The 19806-nt window shown below is 69.5% G+C and carries 15 protein-coding genes; 2 read left to right on the top strand and 13 right to left on the bottom strand.

Going from position 1 to position 19806, the window contains the following annotated elements:
- Positions 1 to 27: 27 nt before the first annotated feature.
- The 6 genes from GQ464_RS17360 to GQ464_RS17335 all read right to left on the bottom strand — a co-directional run bounded on the left by GQ464_RS17360 (position 28) and on the right by GQ464_RS17335 (position 7194).
- Positions 28 to 2025, bottom strand: a complete 1998-nt coding sequence (locus GQ464_RS17360; protein ID WP_166976506.1) for a T9SS type A sorting domain-containing protein — start codon at positions 2023 to 2025, stop codon at positions 28 to 30.
- 27 nt (positions 2026 to 2052) lie between these two features.
- A complete protein-coding gene (locus GQ464_RS17355) occupies positions 2053 to 3066 on the bottom strand; it encodes a LacI family DNA-binding transcriptional regulator (protein ID WP_166976507.1) in 1014 nt (337 codons plus the stop codon).
- 235 nt (positions 3067 to 3301) lie between these two features.
- Positions 3302 to 4330 (bottom strand): SMP-30/gluconolactonase/LRE family protein, encoded by a 1029-nt coding sequence (locus GQ464_RS17350; protein WP_228350405.1) that lies wholly within the window; start codon positions 4328 to 4330, stop codon positions 3302 to 3304.
- 29 nt (positions 4331 to 4359) lie between these two features.
- Positions 4360 to 5607: a PQQ-dependent sugar dehydrogenase gene (locus tag GQ464_RS17345; protein WP_166976508.1), complete on the bottom strand. Its 1248-nt coding sequence runs from the start codon at positions 5605 to 5607 to the stop codon at positions 4360 to 4362.
- Between the two features lie 60 nt (positions 5608 to 5667).
- A complete protein-coding gene (locus GQ464_RS17340; RefSeq protein ID WP_166976509.1) occupies positions 5668 to 6669 on the bottom strand; it encodes an aldo/keto reductase in 1002 nt (333 codons plus the stop codon).
- Positions 6670 to 6741: 72 nt separating this feature from the next.
- Positions 6742 to 7194 carry a nuclear transport factor 2 family protein gene (locus GQ464_RS17335; protein WP_166976563.1) on the bottom strand — a complete coding sequence of 151 codons (453 nt, stop codon included), beginning with the start codon at positions 7192 to 7194 and terminating at the stop codon, positions 6742 to 6744.
- A 372-nt stretch (positions 7195 to 7566) separates the two neighbouring features.
- Here GQ464_RS17335 and GQ464_RS17330 point away from each other — a divergent pair, with 372 nt between their 5' ends.
- A complete protein-coding gene (locus GQ464_RS17330; protein ID WP_166976510.1) occupies positions 7567 to 9888 on the top strand; it encodes a type 1 glutamine amidotransferase family protein in 2322 nt (773 codons plus the stop codon).
- A 43-nt stretch (positions 9889 to 9931) separates the two neighbouring features.
- Positions 9932 to 12388: a glucosidase family protein gene (locus tag GQ464_RS17325; protein WP_166976511.1), complete on the top strand. Its 2457-nt coding sequence runs from the start codon at positions 9932 to 9934 to the stop codon at positions 12386 to 12388.
- 24 nt (positions 12389 to 12412) lie between these two features.
- Here the strand turns inward: GQ464_RS17325 and GQ464_RS17320 are convergent, their stop codons facing one another.
- The 7 genes from GQ464_RS17320 to GQ464_RS17290 all read right to left on the bottom strand — a co-directional run bounded on the left by GQ464_RS17320 (position 12413) and on the right by GQ464_RS17290 (position 19792).
- Positions 12413 to 13462 (bottom strand): cobalamin-independent methionine synthase II family protein, encoded by a 1050-nt coding sequence (locus GQ464_RS17320; protein ID WP_166976512.1) that lies wholly within the window; start codon positions 13460 to 13462, stop codon positions 12413 to 12415.
- A gap of 41 nt (positions 13463 to 13503) precedes the next feature.
- A complete protein-coding gene (locus tag GQ464_RS17315; RefSeq protein WP_166976513.1) occupies positions 13504 to 14538 on the bottom strand; it encodes an aromatic ring-hydroxylating oxygenase subunit alpha in 1035 nt (344 codons plus the stop codon).
- 72 nt (positions 14539 to 14610) lie between these two features.
- Entirely contained in the window at positions 14611 to 15378 is a 768-nt protein-coding gene (locus GQ464_RS17310) for a 3-ketoacyl-ACP reductase (RefSeq protein ID WP_166976514.1), read from the bottom strand.
- A 48-nt stretch (positions 15379 to 15426) separates the two neighbouring features.
- Positions 15427 to 16623, bottom strand: coding sequence for a Gfo/Idh/MocA family protein (locus GQ464_RS17305; protein ID WP_228350404.1), 1197 nt, complete (start codon positions 16621 to 16623; stop codon positions 15427 to 15429).
- Between the two features lie 33 nt (positions 16624 to 16656).
- Positions 16657 to 17556, bottom strand: coding sequence for a sugar phosphate isomerase/epimerase family protein (locus GQ464_RS17300; protein WP_166976515.1), 900 nt, complete (start codon positions 17554 to 17556; stop codon positions 16657 to 16659).
- Between the two features lie 3 nt (positions 17557 to 17559).
- On the bottom strand, positions 17560 to 18927 hold the full coding sequence (locus GQ464_RS17295) for a hypothetical protein (RefSeq protein ID WP_228350403.1): 1368 nt from the start codon (positions 18925 to 18927) through the stop codon (positions 17560 to 17562).
- A 58-nt stretch (positions 18928 to 18985) separates the two neighbouring features.
- Positions 18986 to 19792 carry a phytanoyl-CoA dioxygenase family protein gene (locus tag GQ464_RS17290; RefSeq protein WP_166976516.1) on the bottom strand — a complete coding sequence of 269 codons (807 nt, stop codon included), beginning with the start codon at positions 19790 to 19792 and terminating at the stop codon, positions 18986 to 18988.
- Positions 19793 to 19806 lie beyond the last annotated feature (14 nt).

Here is a 19806-nt window from a genome sequence, read left to right as displayed (position 1 = left end):
ATCGACCATCGCTCATGGATCCTTGACTCACTTCAGCAGCACCATGCGGCCCGTGCTGCTGGAGAGCACCTGCCCTCCGGCGGCCTCGGCCACCTGCACGCGGTAGAAGTAGATGCCCGAGGCAAAGCCGGCAGCGTCGAAGGCGAGCGCCTGCGTGCCGGCGCCCTGGCGGCCGGGCTTGAGCTGTGCCACCTGCCGCCCGAGCACGTCGAAGACCTGCACCGTCACCTCCCCGGCCCGGGGGAGCGCGTAACGGAGCGTGGTCGTCGCATGGAACGGGTTCGGGAAGTTGCCCAGCAGCGTGATCCGCTCCGGTACCCCGGCCGGCTCGTCCTCGACGGCGACGGCCGAAGCCGCGTTCAGATACCCGTAGATGCTGCCTCCCTCGGCCCGTTCACCCGAAATCCAGGTGCGCGTCGCATAGCTGTCGGCCGGGTTTTCGAGAAAGTCCCCGTCGAAGAAGTTCACCGAGAGCCAGAGCCGGCCGTCGCCCAGGCCGTCCGGATACCCGAGGGCCGCCGTCAGGTCGATGGCGATCTCCAGCTGATACCCCTCGTCGATGTCCGTCGGGTCGGCCACGGTGGAAGCGCCCTTCAGGTGCGCCATGGCCTGGATGGCCCCCGGGTTTTCGCTGTTGATCGTGAGGGCATCCAGGGCGAACTGCGCCACGCCCGACGAGTCGATGTAGACGTCGATCTGGCGGCTGGTGAGGGTCCCCTCCGCATCCGTTTCCGCGTAATGACGCATCGTGAACCGGATGCCGTCCCGGCCACCCTCCGAGGAGAAGCCGCTGACGGCCTGGTCCGCCACGTCGACGCCGATGTACAGGGTGTTCCCCTCGAAGAACATCTTCACCTGGGCCAGCGACGGGTCAACGACCAGCGCGGCGTTGCCGTCCCCGTTGATGTCCGGGCGGAACCACATCTGGTAATAGGGCGCGATCGCACCCGGGTTCATGTCCATCACCTCGGGCGGGGCCTGGTACTGCATGTAGAAGATGGGTTCGGCCGTCTGCCAGACGGCCTCGTCCAGGCTGCCGTCGAGCGTCGGGGCTCCCAGCGCACCCGCCGTGGGGATATGAAACTCCGGCTCGGTCACGTCCGGCGCCGCCCCCGAGTTCACCGTCACGTCGGAGGCACCGAGGATGTAGGCCGCGCCCTCGTTGAAATTGTTGGCCCACTGGTTCTGGAACCACACCCGGGAGACCCAGAACTTGTTCTCGTCGAACGGCCAGTTGTAGTCGGCATCCTGCAGGGCGAAGCTGAAAGGCACCTTGTCCCCGCCGGGCCGGGAGAAGTCGTACCCCAGCAGGCCGAGGTCGATCGTCACCTCGAACACGTAGCCCACGTCGTCCCCGTGCGTATCGTCGTTCGAGACGCCGTCGATCGAGTAGGCCCAGTTCAACACCGCCTCCTTTTCGGGCGTGCGCTCGGCATCGCGCTTGTCGTTGAAGCCTACCCCGTAGTTGCCGAAGAAGCGCGGCCCAATGTCCGGCACCGGCAGGCCCCCCTCGAGCGTATCGGCCGGGAGCCACCAGCCATAGATGAATTCGGCCGGGTTTGTGACGAAGTTGTTCGGATCATCGTAGTTGATCAGGCCGCGCTCGCTCCGGTCGGTCATCGCCATGATGAAGCCGTCGAAGAACCAGTTTCCGGCCTGCAGGGCGCGCCCGCCGCCGATCGACTTGTCCCGCACGTCGAGCCCCATCCAGAGCACGTTGCCATCACGGAGCAGATAGAGGGTCCCGTCGTTGCCGTCGAGCGGCTCGGCGATCTGCGGGTTGCCCTCGATCTTCTGGCCGCTTCCGGGCTTGCCGCCGGGCGGGTTGTTCCATTTCAGTTCGATCTTTTCCGCCAGCGCCCATTCCGGCTCCGCGAGTTGCCCGTCGAGCGTCATGGTGGCGCCGGCAACGTCGCGGGCCCAGATGACGTCGACGCCGTTGCGGACGGGCTGCGCCGCCACGAACGGCACGGTGAGGCCAACCAGCAACACGCCGAGCGTGCACATGGTAGCGATTCGTTTCATGGCCTTATCCTCCTTCTTGGTGATCGGTTAACCGGAGACGACGGGACCGCCGGATGACGCCCGCACAACAAGGCGTGTCGGGATCACCTCCTCCCGGGGTTCCGGTGGATGTTCGTTCTCGATACGGTCGATGAGGCGCTGCATGGCCAGCGCGCCCAGCTCGCTGATGGGCACATGCACCGAGGTCAGCGGGGGGTTCAGGTACGGCGCCATGGGGATGTCGTCGAAGCCGCCGACGGCTACGTCCTCCGGCACACGGAGACCGGCCTCCCGGAGCGCCCCCATGGCCCCGATGGCCATCGCGTCGTTGGCAGCGAAGAGGGCCGTCGGACGGGGCGTCCGCGCCAGCAGCGCCTGCATGGCCCGGTAGCCGGCCGCCTGCGTGAAGTCGCCCTCGACGATCAGGCCGGGGTCGACGGGCAGGCCGGCCGCCTCGAGCGCAGCCCGGTAGCCGCCGAGCCGTTCCTCCGCGTCGATGTTACCCGCCCCGCCCGTGATCATGGCGATGTGGCGATGGCCGTGTGCGATCAGGTGTTCCACCAGCGCGCGGGCCCCCCCCTCGTTGTCGAGGCGGATGGTGTCGAAGCCGCTGGCATCGACGTGGCAGTTGAGCAGCACCACCGGGAGCCGCGCCGGCAGGTTGTCCCGCAGCGCCCGCCGGTCGACGGCCGGTGCCATCACCACGAGGCCGTCCACCCGCCCGTTCATCGCCAGCAGCGCCGCCTCGATGTCGCGCCGCTCGTTGTGCGAGCTGGAGACGAGGATGTGGTAGGCATGCTGGCGGGCCGTCTGATCCAGCCCCCGCAGCACTTCCGAATAGAATTCCCCGAAGAGATCCGGCAGCAGGATGCCGAGCGTGTGGGTCTTGCTGGTGATGAGGCTGCGCGCGGTGGCGTTGGGCACATAGCCCAGCCGCCGGGCGGCCGCCTCGATCCGCTGCCGCGCCTCGGGACTGACCGGCCCGCTGTTGTTGAGCATGCGCGACACGGTCGAAACGGCCACGCCGGCCTCACGCGCCACATCTTTGATGGTTACGCTCATCGTCAAAACGCCGACGGCTCAACCTGAATGGAAACGTTTCCACTTCGCACGATAAAAAAAGAAGGCTCCTCCCGGATCGTACCCACCGCCCGATTCCATACACGTGGAATCTTCCCGATCCCATGCGCCGGATGGAAACGTTTCCATAATAAGACACGTCCCCGCCGCTGTCAAGCCCGTCCCTCCTTTTTTCCCCATCCGCCTCGATGCTTCCCCGCTCTTGCACAGGATCGCCTCAATCGAGGGGAACGAAGGCGAGGCCGTTGTTCGGGTTCATGGGGATGACCAGTTGGTGGGCGCCGGCGTCGTAGCACATCGATGCGGCACTCGGGATGTTCTCGGCGATGAGTTCGGCCGCCTCGCCCGGGCGGATGCGCGAGACGCCGCCGTGCCGGACGCTGCTCACGTACTTCGTCCCGTCCGGCAGGATCACGAGCCCGTCGCCGCCGGGCTGGGCGGCCTGCTCCGTACGGACCAGCCGGCCGTCCGGCGCAAAGGTCAGCACGTCGGCGTTGCCGAAGTTGACGACGACGAGATGGCCCTCGGGGTCGAAGGCGATGCCGTTGGGCATGCGGAGCGGCGGCCCCTGGGCAAAGACCGACGCCGTGCCGTCCGGCGAGACCTTCCAGACGCGCCACGTCGCAGGGTCGGGGTCGTCACCGAAGTCGCCCGTCTGGGTGGCGTAGACCGTCCCGTCGGGAGCGACGGCCAGGTCGTTGATCCAGGGAGAGCCTTCGATGCGAACGTCGCCAGCCGGCATGCCCGTGCGGAGGTCGAACCGCCGGATGACGGCGACGCTGGGATCGTCCGGGCCCGTGCCGCCATCCCGGTCGGCCATATAGAGCACGCCCCCGGCGATCTCGCTGCCCAGGGGATCGTTCAGCACGAGCGGCGGCGTCAGGCGCGCCCGTTCGTCCGGGCCCTGCACGCCGATCCACCGGGCCGTATGCACCGACCCGTCGTGGTTGATGAGGGACACCCAGGCGTCATTGGCCTGGACGCGCTGCGGCACGCCGCGGTTGGGCACCACGAGCACGCCCCGCTCCGCGTCGTAGGTGCAGCTCTCGGCCCAGTAGATGGCCCCGTAGACCCGGACGTGGGGCGAGATGGGGGCGAAGGTGCCGCCGGGGTCCGGGACGACGGGCAGGCCCAGCGGGTTGCCGACGTAGTAGGGCCGCGTATCGGGTGGTTCCTGGGCCAGGGCCGGGCCGGGCATGCCGGTCCCGCAGACGGCCAGGAGAAAAAGTGAGAGGATGCGTTTCATGGATTGCCTCGCTGGATGGTGCCGGAGAATCAACCGCGCGGTGTGAGCTTCAACAGCTGGCCTTCGTCGGTGACGAGGTACAGCATCCCGTCGGGGCCCTGCCGCACGTCGCGGATGCGCTGGTTCCGGTCCGTGAGCAGGTGCTCCTCGCCGGTGACCCGGTCGTCTTCGATGACGAGCCGCACGAGCCGCATTGCGCGCAGCGCGCCGATGAACAGGCTGCCCTGCCACGCCGGGAACGCCGCGCCGTCGTAGAACTGCGCGCCCGACGGGGCGATCACCGGGTCCCAGAAGTACACCGGCTGCTCGAGCCCCTCGCCCTGCGTCCCGGCGCCCTCGGCCGGACCGCCGGCATACGTGATCGGGCCGCCCCGGTAGTCGATGCCGTAGGTGATCAGCGGCCAGCCGTAGTTCTTCCCTTTCTCTGCCAGGTTCAGCTCGTCGCCGCCGCGGGGGCCGTGCTCGATGACCCAGAGCCGCCCCTGTGCATCGAGGGCCGCGGCCTGGGGGTTGCGGTGGCCGTAGGACCAGATCTCGGGAAGGGCGTCCTCCCGGCCGACGAACGGGTTGTCCGGCGCCGGCGAGCCGTCCGGCCGGATGCGCAGCACCTTGCCGAGGTGGCCGTCGAGCCGCTGGGCGTGAATGCGCATGAGGGTGTCCGCGCGCTCGCCGACGGTAACGAACAACGTCCCGTCCCCGGCAAAGACGATGCGTGAGCCATAGTGGAAGTTGTTGTCATAGGTCGGCTGCGTCCGCAGGATGACGCGCACGTTCTCCAGGCGCCGGCGGTCCGCCGAGAGGACGCCGCGTGCGATGCTGGTGCCGTTGCCGCCCTCCCGCGGCTCGGTATAGCTCCAGAAGATGGTGCGGTCCGTGGCGAAGTCCGGGCTCAGGGCCACGTCGAGCAGGCCGCCCTGGCCCCGGTCGTCCACGGCGGGGACCCCGGCGAGGGGCGGGCCGACCTCGCCGCCGGCCGAGACGACCCGCATCCGGCCGGGCTTTTCGGTGACCAGCAGCGCGCCGTCGGGGAGCGGCTCGACGGCCCACGGGCGCTCGAGGGCCGTGGTCAGCACAACCACATCGAAGGCGACGTCCGAGGTGACGCCACAGGCGCGGGTCTGCCCCGGGAAGGCGGGCTCACGACCGGGCGCTTCCCGCGGGGCCGTCTCCAGCGGTTCGCACGCCGCCGCCTGCGTGGCGCCGGGCGACGATTCGGGTTGCGTGCAGCCGGCGACCAGCACCGACGCGACGAGAAGCAGCAGCGACAGGGGTTTCATCGGGTACCTCCAGTAGTTTGGATGGGGCTGTGGTTTCCGTTTTGTACCTGAAAGATAGGCCTAGCGGTCGATCATCCGCTGGGCACTCTCGGGATAGCGGGCGCCGCGGATCTCGATCCGGGCGAGGGCCTCCTCGATCTCCTGCAGGTCGCCGGCCGTAAGCGTGAGGTCGGCCGCCGCCACGTTCTCTTCGAGGCGGTGCCGCTTCGTCGTCCCGGGGATGGGAACGATCCACGGCTTCCGGGCCAGCAGCCACGCGAGCGCGATCTGTGCCGGCGTCGCCCCCTTCTCGCCGGCGATCCGCCGGAGCAGGTCCACCAGCGCCAGGTTCGCCTTCCGGTTCTCCGGGTCGAAGCGCGGGACGGTGTTCCGGAAGTCGTTCTCGGCGAACGTCGTCGTGACGTCGATCTTCCCCGTGAGGAAGCCCTTGCCCAGCGGGCTGAAGGGGACGAAGCCGATGCCGAGTTCTTCGAGCACCGGCAGGATCTCCTCCTCCGGCTCGCGCCACCACAGGGAGTACTCGCTCTGGAGCGCCGCGACCGGCTGCACGGCGTGCGCCCGGCGGATCGTCCGGACGCCGGCCTCGGAGAGCCCGAAGTGGAGCACCTTGCCCTCCTGGATCAGGTCCTTCACGGTGCCGGCCACGTCCTCGATGGGCACCTCCGGGTCGACGCGGTGCTGGTAGAGCAGGTCGATGCGGTCGGTGCGCAGCCGCCGGAGCATCCCGTCGACGGCCCGGCGGATGTGCTCGGGGCGGCTGTTGAGCGGCATCCCGCCGGACCGCATCTGGCCCGTCTCGGGGTCGATGTCGAACCCGAACTTGGTGGCGATGACGACCCGGTCGCGGACGGGCGCGAGCGCCTCGCCGACGATCTCTTCATTGATGAACGGCCCGTAGACCTCGGCCGTGTCGAAGAACGTCACGCCCAGGTCCACGGCGTGGCGGATGAGGGCGACGGCCTCGGCGCGGTCGGTGGCGGGCCCGTAGCCGAAGCTGAGGCCCATGCAGCCAAAGCCGAGGGCCGACACGTCGAGGCCGGTTCCGAGTGTGCGTGTTTGCATGGTTCGTGAGGTTCGATGGAAGGTATGGGGGACCATGGCCCCCGTACGTCCCGGTGCGATGCCGGGCCGGGATCAATGCTCGATGCGATGTTCGTCGCGTACGCTGCTGAAGGTCAGGGCCAGCAGTTTCCAGTCCCCCTCTATCGCTTTGTAGACCTCGGTGACGGTGAACTCGTTGGACACCTCGTTGCCCCGGACCACCGCCTGCAGGGTGATGCGACTCCAGAGCAGGGCCGTATCGCCGACGATCTCCACCGCCACGTCGTGGACGTCTGCGTGTTTGTAGTGGATGCTGCCGCTTCGGATGATGTCGAGCTCGCGCACCTTGCCCCAGGTGCCGCTCATGTGGACGAATTTGGACTGGTCATGAAAAAGGGTGGCCAGATCATCCACGTTCTGATCGGCCATCCATTGCCATTTCGTGGCGGAGAGATCCCGGAGGGTCTGTTCCACGCCGGTCGCCTGAGCAAGAGCACTCGACGGGGCGAGGATCAGGAGCAGGACGAGGATGCGGAGCGGTTTCAAGCGTGCAAGCACGTTGGGTCGGGTTTGAGGTGGAATGATCAAGTCGAAGCCCTATCGCCAGGGGACAGGTAGCCACATTTTGTCGAAAGATAGGACCGTCTGAAGGTATCCGGATTGAACGATCCTACACGATTCTTGCATCCTGTTACAAATCGCTCTGCCTCCCGGCCCACGACCCTGTCCGATCATCCGGGTGAAGCCGCACCGGAGACGACCCGGAACCCGACCGGCGCACGCACCACCTCCGATAAAGGCTGCTTTTTCACCACCCCCTGTGACTTTCTTGCCCGGAATGATTACCTTCTTTTAATTCATAAGTGAAATGTCATTTCAAATATAAAACAACCATATCAAGAAACTCCTGCCCTGCCCATGAAACGACGCGACTTCCTCCATCGCCTCGGCGCGACGGCGGGCGTGCTGCCCCTCATGCCCGCCGGCCTCGTCTTTGACGACATCGACGGCCCCGCCGGTGAACCCCCGGATGCCGCCACCCGGGCCCTGCTCGACACCCTGCGCGGCGAACCCCCGTGCCGGGCCGAGGTGCGCCTCGAACGCGGCGCCCCGCGCCTGTTCCTCAACGGCGAGGAAACCGCCCCCCTCTTCGGGCTGAGCACCTCGCTGCTGGCCACGGTGGACAACTACCGGCAGATGGGCATCCGGCTGCTCCAGCCCCAGCTCGGCCTCGCCTCCGCCTGGACCGGCCCCGGCCGGTACGACTTCACCCGCCTCGAAGCCTACCTGGCCCGCCTGCTCGAGCGCCACCCTGACGCCTTCTTCTTTCCCCGGCTCCAGCTCCAGACCCCGATCTGGTGGAAAGAAGCCCACCCGGACGAAACCGCCACCTACGGCCTCGACTACGACGAGCGATTCTATGACGTCATCCGCAAGCGGAACCTCCCCCTGGCCGAAGGCGACCACCACTTCACCAACTTCTACGGGGAAGCCTGGGAGGCTTCGTATGCCTCGGAAACCTGGAAGCGGGACACCACGGCGCTGCTGCACGCTTTCGTCCGCTTCATCGAGGCCAGCCCGCTCGTAAGCCGGATGATGGGCTACTTCTTCGTCCACGGGCGCACGGAGGAGTGGAACGTGCCGGGCGCCGACTGGCTGCCCGACTACAGCACGCCGATGGCGCGGGCGGCCGGTCCGCTCCCCTCACCGCGCGAGCGGCTCTACACCTGCTACGGGCTCCTGCGCGATCCGGCCCGCGAGGCCGCCGTGATCGACTTCTACCGCCGCTTCCACGAGGTCCGCGCCCGTCTGGTGGCCGACCTGGCCGCCGCCGTCAAAGAGGCCATGGGCGGGCGGGTGCTCTGCGGCACGTTCTTCGCCTATCTGATGGAGGTACCCCGCATCCAGGAAAGCGGCCACCTGAGGCCCCGGGCCGTCCTGGACAGCCCCCACATCGACCTGCTGGCCTGTCCCTACACCTACCAGTCGACCAACGACCCGGACGCCGAACGCTGGGAGAGCGACCTCTATGACGGCGCCGGCAACTGGCTCGGACGGGCACGGGGGGTCGCCGGGGACGGGGCCTTCCGCGTGATGCTCGCCTCCCTCCACCGGCGCGGCAAGCTCTTCATCTCCGAGATCGACCCCAGCACCTACCTCGACACCGGCAAAAGCTGGCCCGGCATCGGCGGCTCCGGCCACGAGACGAAAACGGGCACCCGCCGCATCCTCCGCCGGGACCTGGGCCGGGCCTTTGCCGAGGGCACCGGCGGCTGGCTCTACGACTTCGGACCGCACTACGACGTGCCGGCTGGCTGGTACGGGGATGGCCCCATCATCGAGACCGTCCGGGAGGTGGTGCACCGGTTCCACACGCGGTCACGCCTCGACCTCTCGCCGGTGGCCGAGATCGCCCTCGCCGGCGACACGGAGAGCTTCTTCGCCACCGAACACTGGCTTGCGGCCCGCCCGTGGCCCGGCCAGGGGATCCGCTACTCGGACTTCTTCAACCACTGGTTCCTCAACGCCCAGGCCCGTCCCCTCAACCGGCTGGGCGCACCGGTCGACCTCCTCTACCGTTTCGACCTGACGCCGGAGGACCTGCGCCGCTACCGCCTCGTGCTCGTGCCCAACGCCTTCCTCCTGGCGCCGGATGAGGTGGACCGGCTGCGGGCGATGCTGGCGGGCTCCGGTACCACCGTGGTCTGGTACTATGCCCCCGGCCTCCTCGGCCCCGGCGGCCCCGACCCGGAGCAGATGGCCCGCCTGACAGGCTTCACCTTCCAGGTGCTCGACGACCCCGGCCCCCTGCTGATCGAGATGGGACGGGAGGACGACACGCCCCGGCGCTTCGGGGTGATGAGCCCGGCCTACTACCATCCCCGTTTCGCCGTCACCGGGGACGACATCGAAGTCCTGGGCCGGTGGACGACGCCCCGCCGCCCGGCCCTTGCCCGGCGTGTGATGGACGGCTGGACCTCCGTCTACGCCGGCACGGCGCCGCTGCCCGTCGAGCTCCTCCGCCGCCTGGCGGCCGAGGCCGGCGCCGCGCTGTGGACCGACCGCCCGGCCATCGTCGCCGCCACACGGAGCACCGCGATGCTCGTCGCCACCGAGACGGGGACGCACACGCTCACCCTGCCCCTCCCCATGCAGCCCGAGGAGGGCGGACCGGCCCGTACTACCCACACCGCCCACCTCGACTTCGGCGAAGTCCGCCTGTTCCACGCCACGGCTTAGCCGGGCCTACCCCTCCCCACGAACACCGAACCCCTTCGACTTCATGACCGACCTGCTCGCACTGCGCGATCATGAACCCCCGATGGGCGACACGGCGGGCCATCAGCCCTTCGCCTTCGGGCGCGCCCTCTGGACCGAACGCCTGCCCGGCGAGGCGGGGGCGCCGGCACGACGCATCATCCATGCCCGGGCCGTCCCGCTCCATGCGCCGGCACGCCTGCACCGGCTGGGCCTCCGCACCGCACCCGGCCACCACAAGTGCGGCAGCCACGTCGACCTGGACCGTGTGACAGCCTTTCGCGTGCTCGTATGGGACGGGACGGCGTGGCGCGTCCACCGCGACGAGCGCGACCTGCCCGCCGCGACGGACGCGGCGCCGGCGTGGTACGACCTGGGAAGCATCGAGGCACGGGCCGCCCTCATCGAGATCCGCCGGTGCGCCATCGACGGGTGGTGGCCGTCGTGGAACCTGGCGGCCGGGGGCCTGATGCTGGAGGGCGAACTGCTCGAACCCCTGGCCCCGCCGGGTGAGCAGTTGCTGCAACCCGCCCCGGCCCGCACGACGACGCCGCTGCCCGCCGGCCTTTCGTCCGAACGCACGGACGGCGCCCTCCGCTTCCGCTCCGCCCACTTCGACGTCGCCTTCTGCCTGAACCGTGCCGGTCTTGCCCGGCTGGCCCCGGGTGCCCCGGAACGGCGGGCCGACGTGCTCCGCCACAATCCCGGCCTTTTCTTCCAGGGACCGCAACTCCACCCGGTGGGGTCGGCGCCGGTCGTCCAGCCGGCCCTGCGCAACCACGTCACGGGCACCACCACGGTCGACGGGAACCGGGTCGTCTACGAGCTGACGCTGGGCACGAGCGGGCAACACTACCGGCTGGCCTGGGAGGTCTGGCCGGACCGGCTCGTGCTCGAGGCCGAGCGCCACGGCGAACGCCCCCTCCGGGCCTGGCGATCGTGTGCCTGGATGCTGGGCCTCGACTGCACGGTCACGCCGGCCCATGCCATTGGGCGCCTGGTGCGCTCGGGCGAAACGGGCCTGCTCGACCTGCCCGCCTGGCTCCACTTCCCCGGGCACGGCAGCTTCCTGCTCGAAGCCTCCGGCGACGAGGTCCTCCTGCGCAGCGACGCTTTCCGCCCGCTCGACATGACGACGCTCGAGCTGAAGCTGGGCGAAGTCCCCCGGCCGGAGGGGGACTACCTCCTGCCGGCGGGCCGCTTCCACAGCCGCCTCACCTGGCACTTCTCGGACGCCTTCCCCGTCCGGGACACCGCCGGCACCGGCGACGAGCCCGGGCTCCCGTTGCGCGACGACGCCCCCGCCGAGGTCGTCCGGGCCATCCGCCGCTGCACACTCACCGCCTTCACGTTCCGCCCCGACACCGCCACACTGAGCAACAACGGTGCCTCCATCCACTGTCCCATCTGCATGGACAACTGGTCCGCCATCGCCCGGCGGGCCGGGAGCCTGCTCCCCGGCTTCCCGGCCATGGAACTGGTGCGCTATTCGCTCGAACGCTGGCTCGACGGAGGCCCCGGCTACACGAGCGGCTACCTCGGCTACGCCGGCCACGCCGCCGAAGACGAATACCTGATGACCGGCGCCGCCTGCCTGCTGGGCCTGGCCGACTTCCTCGAAGCCGCCGGCACCCCGGCCTGGGTGGCATGCTACCGGGAGCCCATCCGACAGCAACTCGACGCCATGCGGGCCCGCGACCTCGACGGCGACGGGCTGGTCGAGAGCCCCTACCGTACCGGCGTGAGCGGCACCGGCCAGTGGAGCACCTGCTGGTTCGACGTGGTCTCCTTCGGGTGGAAGGACGCCTTCACCAATGCCCTGCTCTACCCCGCCCTCGTGCGGCTGGCCGGCCTCCTCCCCCGCCTGGGGGCCGCCGAAGAAGCCGAGGGGCTCGAGGCGTGGGCGGCCCGCCTGCGCGCGCACTTCGCCCCGGCCTTCTACAACGAGGCCACGGGCTGGCTCGCCGGCTGGCGCTGCCGTGAGGACCGCCTGCACGACTACGCCTTCCTCCCCCCCAACGGTGCCGCCGTCTGCGCCGGCCTCCTCGACGACGACCTGGCCCGCGACGTCATCCGGCGCCTCTGGAAAGAAGCCCGGCGCCGGAACCTGCCCGACGCCTACCTGGGCCTGCCCGGCAACCTCTGGCCCATCCCCGACGACGACCTGGCCGGCATCATGCATGGCTATCCGTTCGGCTTCTACCAGAACGGCGGGCGCACCCACGCGCAGAGCCGCCACTTCGTCGGCGCCCTCTACCGGGTCGGGATGCGGCAGGAGGCCGAGACCCTGCTCCGGCGCCTGTGCGCCGGGCTGGCCGACGCGGCCGTCTTCGGCGGCTGCCGCAGCGGCCGCGACTGGCGGTACTGGGACGACCGGCCCTGCGGCTATGAAGGCCTTCTCACCGACCAGTTCGGCATCCTCGCCGTCGCCCTGGACGTCTTCGGCCGGGACTTCGCCCCCTCACCCGATCCGGGCCGGTAGCCGGAAAAAGCGGGCGGGCCGGATTCAGCGGCCCAGGAACAGGTCGCGGCCGGCTACGAGGGCCTCGATCTTGCGGTCGACGACGGAGCGGTGGAGCATCCAGAAGCCACAGTCCGGATGGACCCACCGGATGCGCTCGGGACCGGCGGCCTGCACGGCCTGCTCGATGCGGGCGGCGACCTCGTCGGGCGTCTCCACGTGGTTGACCTTGACGTCGATGACGCCGACGCCGAGTGTGATCCGCGCGTCGATGTCCGCCAGCGCGGCCAGGTCGTCCGCGGGGCGGTGCGCCAGTTCCAGCACCAGGTGGTCACACGCGAGGCTGTTGAGGAAATCCGTCAGCGCCTTCCACCGGCCCCGCTGGATCGTCTGCCCGCCATAGTTGCCGAAACACAGGTGCACGGCGCGCTCGACCTCCACGCGGCGGAGCACCCGGTTGATGGCCTCGGCGGCCAGCGGGGCCATGTCGGGGCTGCCCGGCACGTTGGCCTCATCCACCTGCACGCAGGCACAGGGCAGGCCGGCCACCTGCTCGGCCAGCACGTCCGCCAGCGCCAGCGTGAGCCGCTCGAAATCGCCGTAGTGGTGGTCGAGCAGGGTGCGGGCGAGCATGAAAGGGCTCGTCAGCGTGAACTTGAAGGGACCGCCGGCGACGGAGGCGGAGCGGGCACAGGCCGCCTGCAGGTCCAGCGTGCCCTCGTGCAGCGGGCCGCGGACCACCCCGGCCGGCTTGCGCCGGAAGGCCATCTCGCTCCGGGCGCGAAACGCCGCTGCGTCGGTGCGTCCCACGGCCGTCTCGATCCCGCCGAGGCGGCGGACGAAATAGTCGATCATCCCGTTCGTGTCCGGATGGTCGGGGTCGAACCGGTAGAGCTCGCCGTCGGTGGGCAGGTCGATCCCGGCCCGGCGCTGGGTGCCGATGACCACGGCCGTGGCATCCAGGATCGTCTGCTCGCCCGGCCAGGCCTGCACCCAGGGGATGGGGCTGTAGGACCCGACCGTGGTCGTCAGGATCTCCGGCTCGCGGGGCAAGGTCTGTCCGGGCAGGCGGGAAGGGGCGGTCTCGGGGGTCATGGTGTTCGCGTCCGGGACGGAAGTTCAGGGGTCGGTACATCTCAGGCGGCGGCTTCCTCTTCCGCAAGGGCCTCGAGCACGAAGCGCCGGAAGGCTTTCTGAAACGTGTTGGCGAGCGTGTCGCCGGGGGCCACGAGCACCCCCCATCCACCCCGCGCGGGGTTGATCGGCACTTCGCGCGGCACCTGGTTCTCGCACATGTAGCGATCCTCCTCCAGCACTTTCGTCGAGAAGGCGAGCTGTTCTTCGAGCCTCGGCCCCCGGAAGCCTTCCGGCTGGGCCAGTGCCCAGAAGACGGTGCACGTTTCGCGGGTGTTCGGGCTGGGGATGTGCACGAGCATCCGCTCGTCCCCGTCCTCGAAGGTCTGCCGGATGGTGGTGAAGTTGGGCAGGTAGCAGCGCTGGCGACGGAAGTGGGCACGCTGGAGCTTCGAGGGGGTGACGCCGGGCGTCCGCACGGCCGGGAACGGGGCTTCCATCTGGAAGCCGTCCGCCAGCCGGGTAATCTTCAGCTCGGGCAGGACCGTGTCGGCGGCGGCCCCGAGGGTGGTCCGGTGCGCGAAGGCGAAGTGGGTCATGTCCAGGTAGTTTTCGATTTCTCGCCGGAATCCGCACCGGAACGGCATGGGTTCGGCCACGAGGTACTGCCAGCCGTCGTGTCCTTCGAACTCGGGAATGTCGGGCAGGGGAGCCGCTTCCTCGTCGTCGAGGCGGACCCAGATGATGCCGTAGCGTTCCCGCACGGCGAAGGTGTCCAGCGACGCCCGGTCGAGGAGGTGGCGGGGCGGGTCGGGCAACGAGGGCACGCCGGTGCAGCGCCCGTCCCGTGCGAAGCGCCAGCCGTGGTAGGCACAGACCAGCTCGCCGCGCTCCATGTAGGCGCAGCTCAGGCGCATCCCTTTGTGCGGGCAAGCGTCGCGGGTCGCCAGCAGGCCGTCCTCGAACCGGGCCACGGCCAGTTCTTCGTCGAGCAAGGTGTAGCGCAACACCTGCCCCACCGGAAGGTCGCGCGACAGCCCCACCGGCTGCCACGTCTTGCGCATCGCCCGAAACGGCATGTCTTCGCTCAACTGCATGGCTGTAGGGGTTTGGGTTGAGGGGTTGGAGAGAACAGCTTCCGGGGTTGACCTGTCCCGTTCGTGTGGGGGTCAGAGCCGCTCCAGATGGAGCCCGCCGTCGACCATGATGACCTGGCCGGTCGAGTACGGCAGATCGCCGCGGACGAGCATGGCCACGGCGCGGCCGACGTCCTCCGGCTCTCCCCAGCGGGCCTGTACGAGCAGCCCGTCGGCGATGAGGCGGTCGTATTTCTCCTGCACGCCGGCGGTCATGTCGCTGCGGATGATGCCGGGCCGCACCTCGTAGACGGGAATGCCGTAGGGCCCCAGCCGGACGGCCCACAGCCGGGTGGCCATGGCCAGCCCCGCCTTCGAAAGGCAGTACTCGCCCCGCTCGACCGAGGCCATCGTGGCCGAGACCGATCCGATGTTGATGATGGCGGCCCGGTAGCCGGCATCGGCCTGCCGCTGTGCGATCATCCACCGGGCGACGGCCTGGGTGAGGAAGTACGGGCCCTTGAGGTTCACGTCCAGGACCCGGTCGAAGCTTTCCTCGGAGGCGTCGAGCAGGTCGCGGCGTTCGGGCGGGGCCATACCGGCGTTGTTGACCAGCACGTGCAGCCGTCCCTGGGCGCGGGCCGCCTCCATGACGGCCTGCCGCCCGCCGGCCGTCCCCATGTCGGCCGAGACGTAGGTGACGTGGGCGCCCGCGGCCCGCAGCCGGTCGAGGGCGGCGGCGACGCGGGCTTCGGCGCGGCGGCCGCACACGAGCAGGTCGTACCCCTCGGCGGCCAGCGCTTCGGAGATCCCCAGGCCGATGCCGGAGGCTCCCCCGGTGATCAGGGCCAGTGGCTTCATAGGCGTCTGTTCGATGGGATGCGGCGCACACACGCCGGGTACGTGGGGTCACGACGTCAGCGGAGGCACGTCGATCCAGGCCCGCCGCTGCCAGGAGGCCAGGCCCAGCTCGGCCAGCTGCACCCCCCTGGCCCCTTCGAGCAGGTCATAGGGGAACGGCTCGTCCCGGACCACGTGCCGGAGGAAGAGCTCCCACTGGGCCTTGAAGGCGTTGTCATAGGCCTGCTGGTCGGGCACCTCCAGCCAGCCGTCGAAAAAGTCGATGGGCTGGGGGACGTCGGGGTTCCAGACCGGCCGCGGGGTGTTGCCGTAGGCCTGCGTCCAGCAGCGGCGCAGCCCGGCCACCGCGGACCCACGGGTGCCGTCGACCTGTAACGTGAGCAGGTCGTCCCGGCGGACGCGCACGCACCAGGAGGCGTTGAAGTGGGCGACGATCCCCCCTTCGAGTTCGAACGTGGCATAGGCGCTGTCGTCGGCGGTGACGTCGTACGGGCGGCCGTGTTCGTCCCACCGGCGCGGGATGTGGGTGGCCCCCAGGCACGAGACGGCCCGCACCGGCCCGAAGAGGTTGTCCAGCACGTAACGCCAGTGACAGAGCATGTCCAGGATGATCCCTCCGCCGTCCTCCTTGCGGTAGTTCCACGAAGGGCGCTGGGGCGGGACGACGTCCCCCTCGAAGACCCAGTAGCCGAATTCCCCCCGCACGGAGAGGATGCGGCCGAAGAAGCCCGTCTCCCGCAGCGCGCGGAGCTTCATCAGGCCGGGCAGCCAGAGCTTGTCCTGCACGACGCCGTGCTTGACGCCGGCCTCGCGGGCGGCCCGGTAGAGGTCCAGCGCCTCTTCCGTGGTCAGCGCCGTGGGCTTCTCGCAGTAGACGTGCTTGCCGGCCTCGATGGCCCGCCGCACCCACACGGCCCGCCGGTCGGTGGTCTGTGCGTCGAAATACACCTCGTAGGCCGGGTCGGCCAGGGCCGCCTCGACGTCCGTCGTCCACTTGTCGAAACCGGAGGCGGCGGCCAGCCGTGCCAGCTTGACCGGGTTGCGCCCTACAAGCAGCGGTTCGGGCAGGATGATCTCCTCGTCGCTGAGGCGGATCCCCCCCTGGTCCCGAATGGCTTTGATGGAGCGAAGCAGGTGCTGGTTCGTCCCCATCCGCCCGGTGACGCCGTTCATCACGATACCCACCCGGTGGATGGTCGGGGTGCCTTCACGGACGGAGGGGGCCGTCTGGTCGATCTCGTTCATGTCGTCGTGGGTGCGTTAGGGTGTCGGTTACGGTCAGGCATGCGTCAGGTAGGCATGCTTGATCTTTTCCAGAAAGTCGTGTTGGTCCTCGCGCCAGTAGCTTTCCGAGAAGATTTCGACCTCGCGGTAGCCGTCGAAGCCGGCGGCCTCGACCCAGGTGCGGATACGCCGGAGGGGAATGCATCCCTCCCCCATCAGCCCCCGGTCCAGGAGCAGGTGTTCGGTCGGGGTTTTCCAGTCGCAGATATGGAAGGCGAAGAGGCGACCGTTCCGGCCGCTGCGCTCGATCTCGTCGCGCAGGTCGGGGTCCCACCAGAGGTGATAGACGTCCACGACGACGCCCAGCGCGGGGCTGTCCAGGTCGTCGGCGAGGTCGTTGGCCTGGCGGAGGGTGTTGATGGCGGAGCGGCTGTCGGCATAGACCGGGTGGAGGGCCTCGATGCCGAGGCGCACCCCGGCGGCCTCGGCGTAGGGCAGGATGCGTTCCAGCCCGTCCCGGATCTGGGCGCGGGAGGTCTCCAGGAGCTGGCCTGGCACGGCGCCGCAGACGAGCACGACGAGCGGGGCACCCAGCGCCGCTGCCTCGTCGATGATGCGCAGGTTTTCGTCGACGGCGGCACGCCGGGCGGCGGCCGTCGGTGCCGCGAAGAAGCCGCCCCGCACGTAGGAGACGATGGTCAGGCCGTGGTCGGCGATGATGCGGTGCGCCTCGGCCGGCCCGTGCCCGGCGACGGCCTCGCGCCAGACCGTGATGGCGGGGATGCCGGCACGCTCGTAGGCCGCCGCCGCTTCGGGCAGGCTCCACGGCCGCGTCGTGACGGTGTGGATGCAGAGGCGCGAGAGGTCGCGCGGCGGAGGCAGCAGCCGCTCCGCCTCGTGGGTGCCCGGCCGGCCGTCGGGCGTGCCCGCCGGAGTTGCTCGCGTTCGGGGCATGGGTTATCCGAAGAACGTGTAGTAGGGTTCCTGGCGGGCCAGGCGTTGCACGTAGAGGGCGACCTCGCGCAGGTGGTAGTCGCCCCACAGGGTGGCCTCACCACAGGCGACCTGCCGGCCGGGCGGCACGTGATCCCACCGGTTGGGCCAGTGGTAGACGGCATGCAGCAGCAGCCCGTGGTGTGCGGGATCGGTGCTCAGGTAGGGTGCGTCCAGCAGGGTGTCGAGCACGCGGAGGCCGGCGGCCCGGTACCGCGCGCCGTCCTCCCCGTGGCCGTCGAGGTACCGGCCGAAGCGCAGCAGTCCCTGCGCGGCGATGGCGGCGGCGGAGCTGTCCACCGGCTCGTACGGGTTGAACGGGTCGGCCGGGCGGCTCCGGTAATCTCCCAGGTGTACCAGCCCCGGCGCCCCGGTGTCCCAGTACGGCACGCCGCAGGACGGGGTGTGCTCCAGGTAGAAGTCGCACGTCGCCCGGGCGGCCTCGCGCATCATCGCTTCGAAGTCGTCCCGCCCGCCCGGCAGGTCCTCCTCCGCCGGCAACGTGTCCAGGAACTCGAGCTGTTCGGCGAAGCCGAGCATGACCCAGGCCAGCCCGCGCGTCCACGTCGTGAAGGGCGAATAGCCCTGCTGCGTGCTCGGGCACCGGTAGCGGCCGTCGTTCAGGTTGAAGATGCTCTCGTGGGCCACGCGCCCCCGGACGTCGTAGCCGTCGCGTCCCCGGCCGTAATAGACGTTGAAGCGGGCCGTCGTGCGCAGGTGCCGCGCCAAGCGTGCCAGCAACGAGATGCGGGTGTCGTTCTCCCCCATCAGGACGTGCCCCAGGCGGTGTGCCAGCGCCAGCACCCGCATCGAGCGGATGGTGTCCGCGAAGAGCGAGTGGGGACCGTTGAAGGAATAGACGTAGCCGTAGCCGTCCGGCAGCGCCGTCCAGCGGGCGGCCTGCACGGCGCCGGAGGCTTTCAGCGCCAGCTCGTAGAAGGCCCGCTCCCAGGGGTTCTCCGGAATCCGCCCCTCGTTCATCAGGCGGCGCAAGGCCCCGTAGGTGCTGACGTTGTTGAAGCCGTGGTCGTGCACGCCGGTATGGGTGACGTGCGCGGCCATGCGGGCCCGCGTCGGCCGCCGCCCCATCTCCAGAAAGGCTTCCTCTCCGGTGGCATCGAACTGCAGCAGGGCCGAGCCGTACTGGAAGCCCTCGGTCCAGTCGGTCCACCCGCGGGTCGTATAGCGTCCCTCGACGGTGTAGACGGGCGCCCCCTGCGACGGGTCGAAATCTCGATCGAGCGCCCGCAGCTTGGCCGCCGAGACGTCCCACATCCGCTCGATCCGCGGCAACAGGGACGCCGGCGTGAGCCGGTGGTTGAGGTCGATCACGTGGTCTTTCCGGGTTGAATGGATGCGTGAAACGGATCGGTGCGGCCACCCGGCCGCGTCACAGGAGCCGGAGGAACTTCGTGCCCCGCAGCGGCTCGCCCTTGCGGCTGGTGATCGTCGGCGAGAGCGGGTGTTCCATCTTCTCGTCGGCGGCGTAGGTGATGCCGTCGGGAATATAGATCGTCACGACGGCGCGGCGCGTCCGGTCGGTGGTGTTGGGGCGGGTGTAATGGAACGTGAGGCCATGGTGCCAGGTGCAGTCCCCCGCTTTCAGCTCGACGGGCACGGGGGTCCACTGCGCCCGCTGCTCGTCCGAGATCATGTCGTAGAGCCCGGGGCCGTCGCCGGCGAATGAGACGGGCGCGAACTCGCCCCAGCGATGCGAGCCGGGGATGAACTGCATGGCCCCCCGGTCGATGGTGACGTCGTCGAGGGCCATCCAGCAGGAAATCATGCCCGGCTCTTTCGAGGGCCAGTAGGGCTGATCCTGGTGCCAGGGCGAGGGTGCGCTCGGGCCGGGCGGCTTGATGAGGGCCTGGTCGTGAAAGAGGTGGATGGTCTCGCTGCCGGTAAGACGGGCGGCCATGCGGGCCAGGCGCGGGCTGGTCGAATAGGCGCGGAAGACGTCGTCGTGCTCCCACAGGTTGAGCATCTGGACGATCCGGTCGCCGCCCCCGGCCAGGTCGCGGGTGAAGGCTTTCTTGGCGGCGAGGGCGCGTTCGAGCGCGGCCCGCAGCGCCTCGACCTCCTCGGGGGAGAGCACCCCGTCGAAGCGCACGTACCCGTTGGCCCGGAAGAAGGCAACCTGCTCGTCGGTGACGTCATAGGGTCGCTGGAAGAGGGTGGTGGCGGTGGTCGTGCTCATGGCGGTTCGTGGTT

The sequence above is a fragment of the Rhodocaloribacter litoris genome, assembly GCF_011682235.2.
Classification (GTDB): Bacteria; Bacteroidota; Rhodothermia; order Rhodothermales; family ISCAR-4553; genus Rhodocaloribacter; species Rhodocaloribacter litoris.
This window is presented reverse-complemented; position numbering and strand designations above follow the sequence as displayed.

What these genes read in the sequence shown, in the direction of transcription:
- GQ464_RS17330 (WP_166976510.1), top strand. Translation starts at nt 7,567, where the DNA reads ATGAAACGACGCGACTTCCTCCATCGCCTCGGCGCGACGGCGGGCGTG.
- GQ464_RS17305 (WP_228350404.1), bottom strand. Translation starts at nt 16,623, where the DNA reads ATGAACGAGATCGACCAGACGGCCCCCTCCGTCCGTGAAGGCACCCCG.
- GQ464_RS17315 (WP_166976513.1), bottom strand. Translation starts at nt 14,538, where the DNA reads ATGCAGTTGAGCGAAGACATGCCGTTTCGGGCGATGCGCAAGACGTGG.
- GQ464_RS17320 (WP_166976512.1), bottom strand. Translation starts at nt 13,462, where the DNA reads ATGACCCCCGAGACCGCCCCTTCCCGCCTGCCCGGACAGACCTTGCCC.
- GQ464_RS17300 (WP_166976515.1), bottom strand. Translation starts at nt 17,556, where the DNA reads ATGCCCCGAACGCGAGCAACTCCGGCGGGCACGCCCGACGGCCGGCCG.
- GQ464_RS17325 (WP_166976511.1), top strand. Translation starts at nt 9,932, where the DNA reads ATGACCGACCTGCTCGCACTGCGCGATCATGAACCCCCGATGGGCGAC.
- GQ464_RS17290 (WP_166976516.1), bottom strand. Translation starts at nt 19,792, where the DNA reads ATGAGCACGACCACCGCCACCACCCTCTTCCAGCGACCCTATGACGTC.
- GQ464_RS17310 (WP_166976514.1), bottom strand. Translation starts at nt 15,378, where the DNA reads ATGAAGCCACTGGCCCTGATCACCGGGGGAGCCTCCGGCATCGGCCTG.
- GQ464_RS17350 (WP_228350405.1), bottom strand. Translation starts at nt 4,330, where the DNA reads ATGAAACGCATCCTCTCACTTTTTCTCCTGGCCGTCTGCGGGACCGGC.
- GQ464_RS17355 (WP_166976507.1), bottom strand. Translation starts at nt 3,066, where the DNA reads ATGAGCGTAACCATCAAAGATGTGGCGCGTGAGGCCGGCGTGGCCGTT.
- GQ464_RS17345 (WP_166976508.1), bottom strand. Translation starts at nt 5,607, where the DNA reads ATGAAACCCCTGTCGCTGCTGCTTCTCGTCGCGTCGGTGCTGGTCGCC.
- GQ464_RS17340 (WP_166976509.1), bottom strand. Translation starts at nt 6,669, where the DNA reads ATGCAAACACGCACACTCGGAACCGGCCTCGACGTGTCGGCCCTCGGC.
- GQ464_RS17360 (WP_166976506.1), bottom strand. Translation starts at nt 2,025, where the DNA reads ATGAAACGAATCGCTACCATGTGCACGCTCGGCGTGTTGCTGGTTGGC.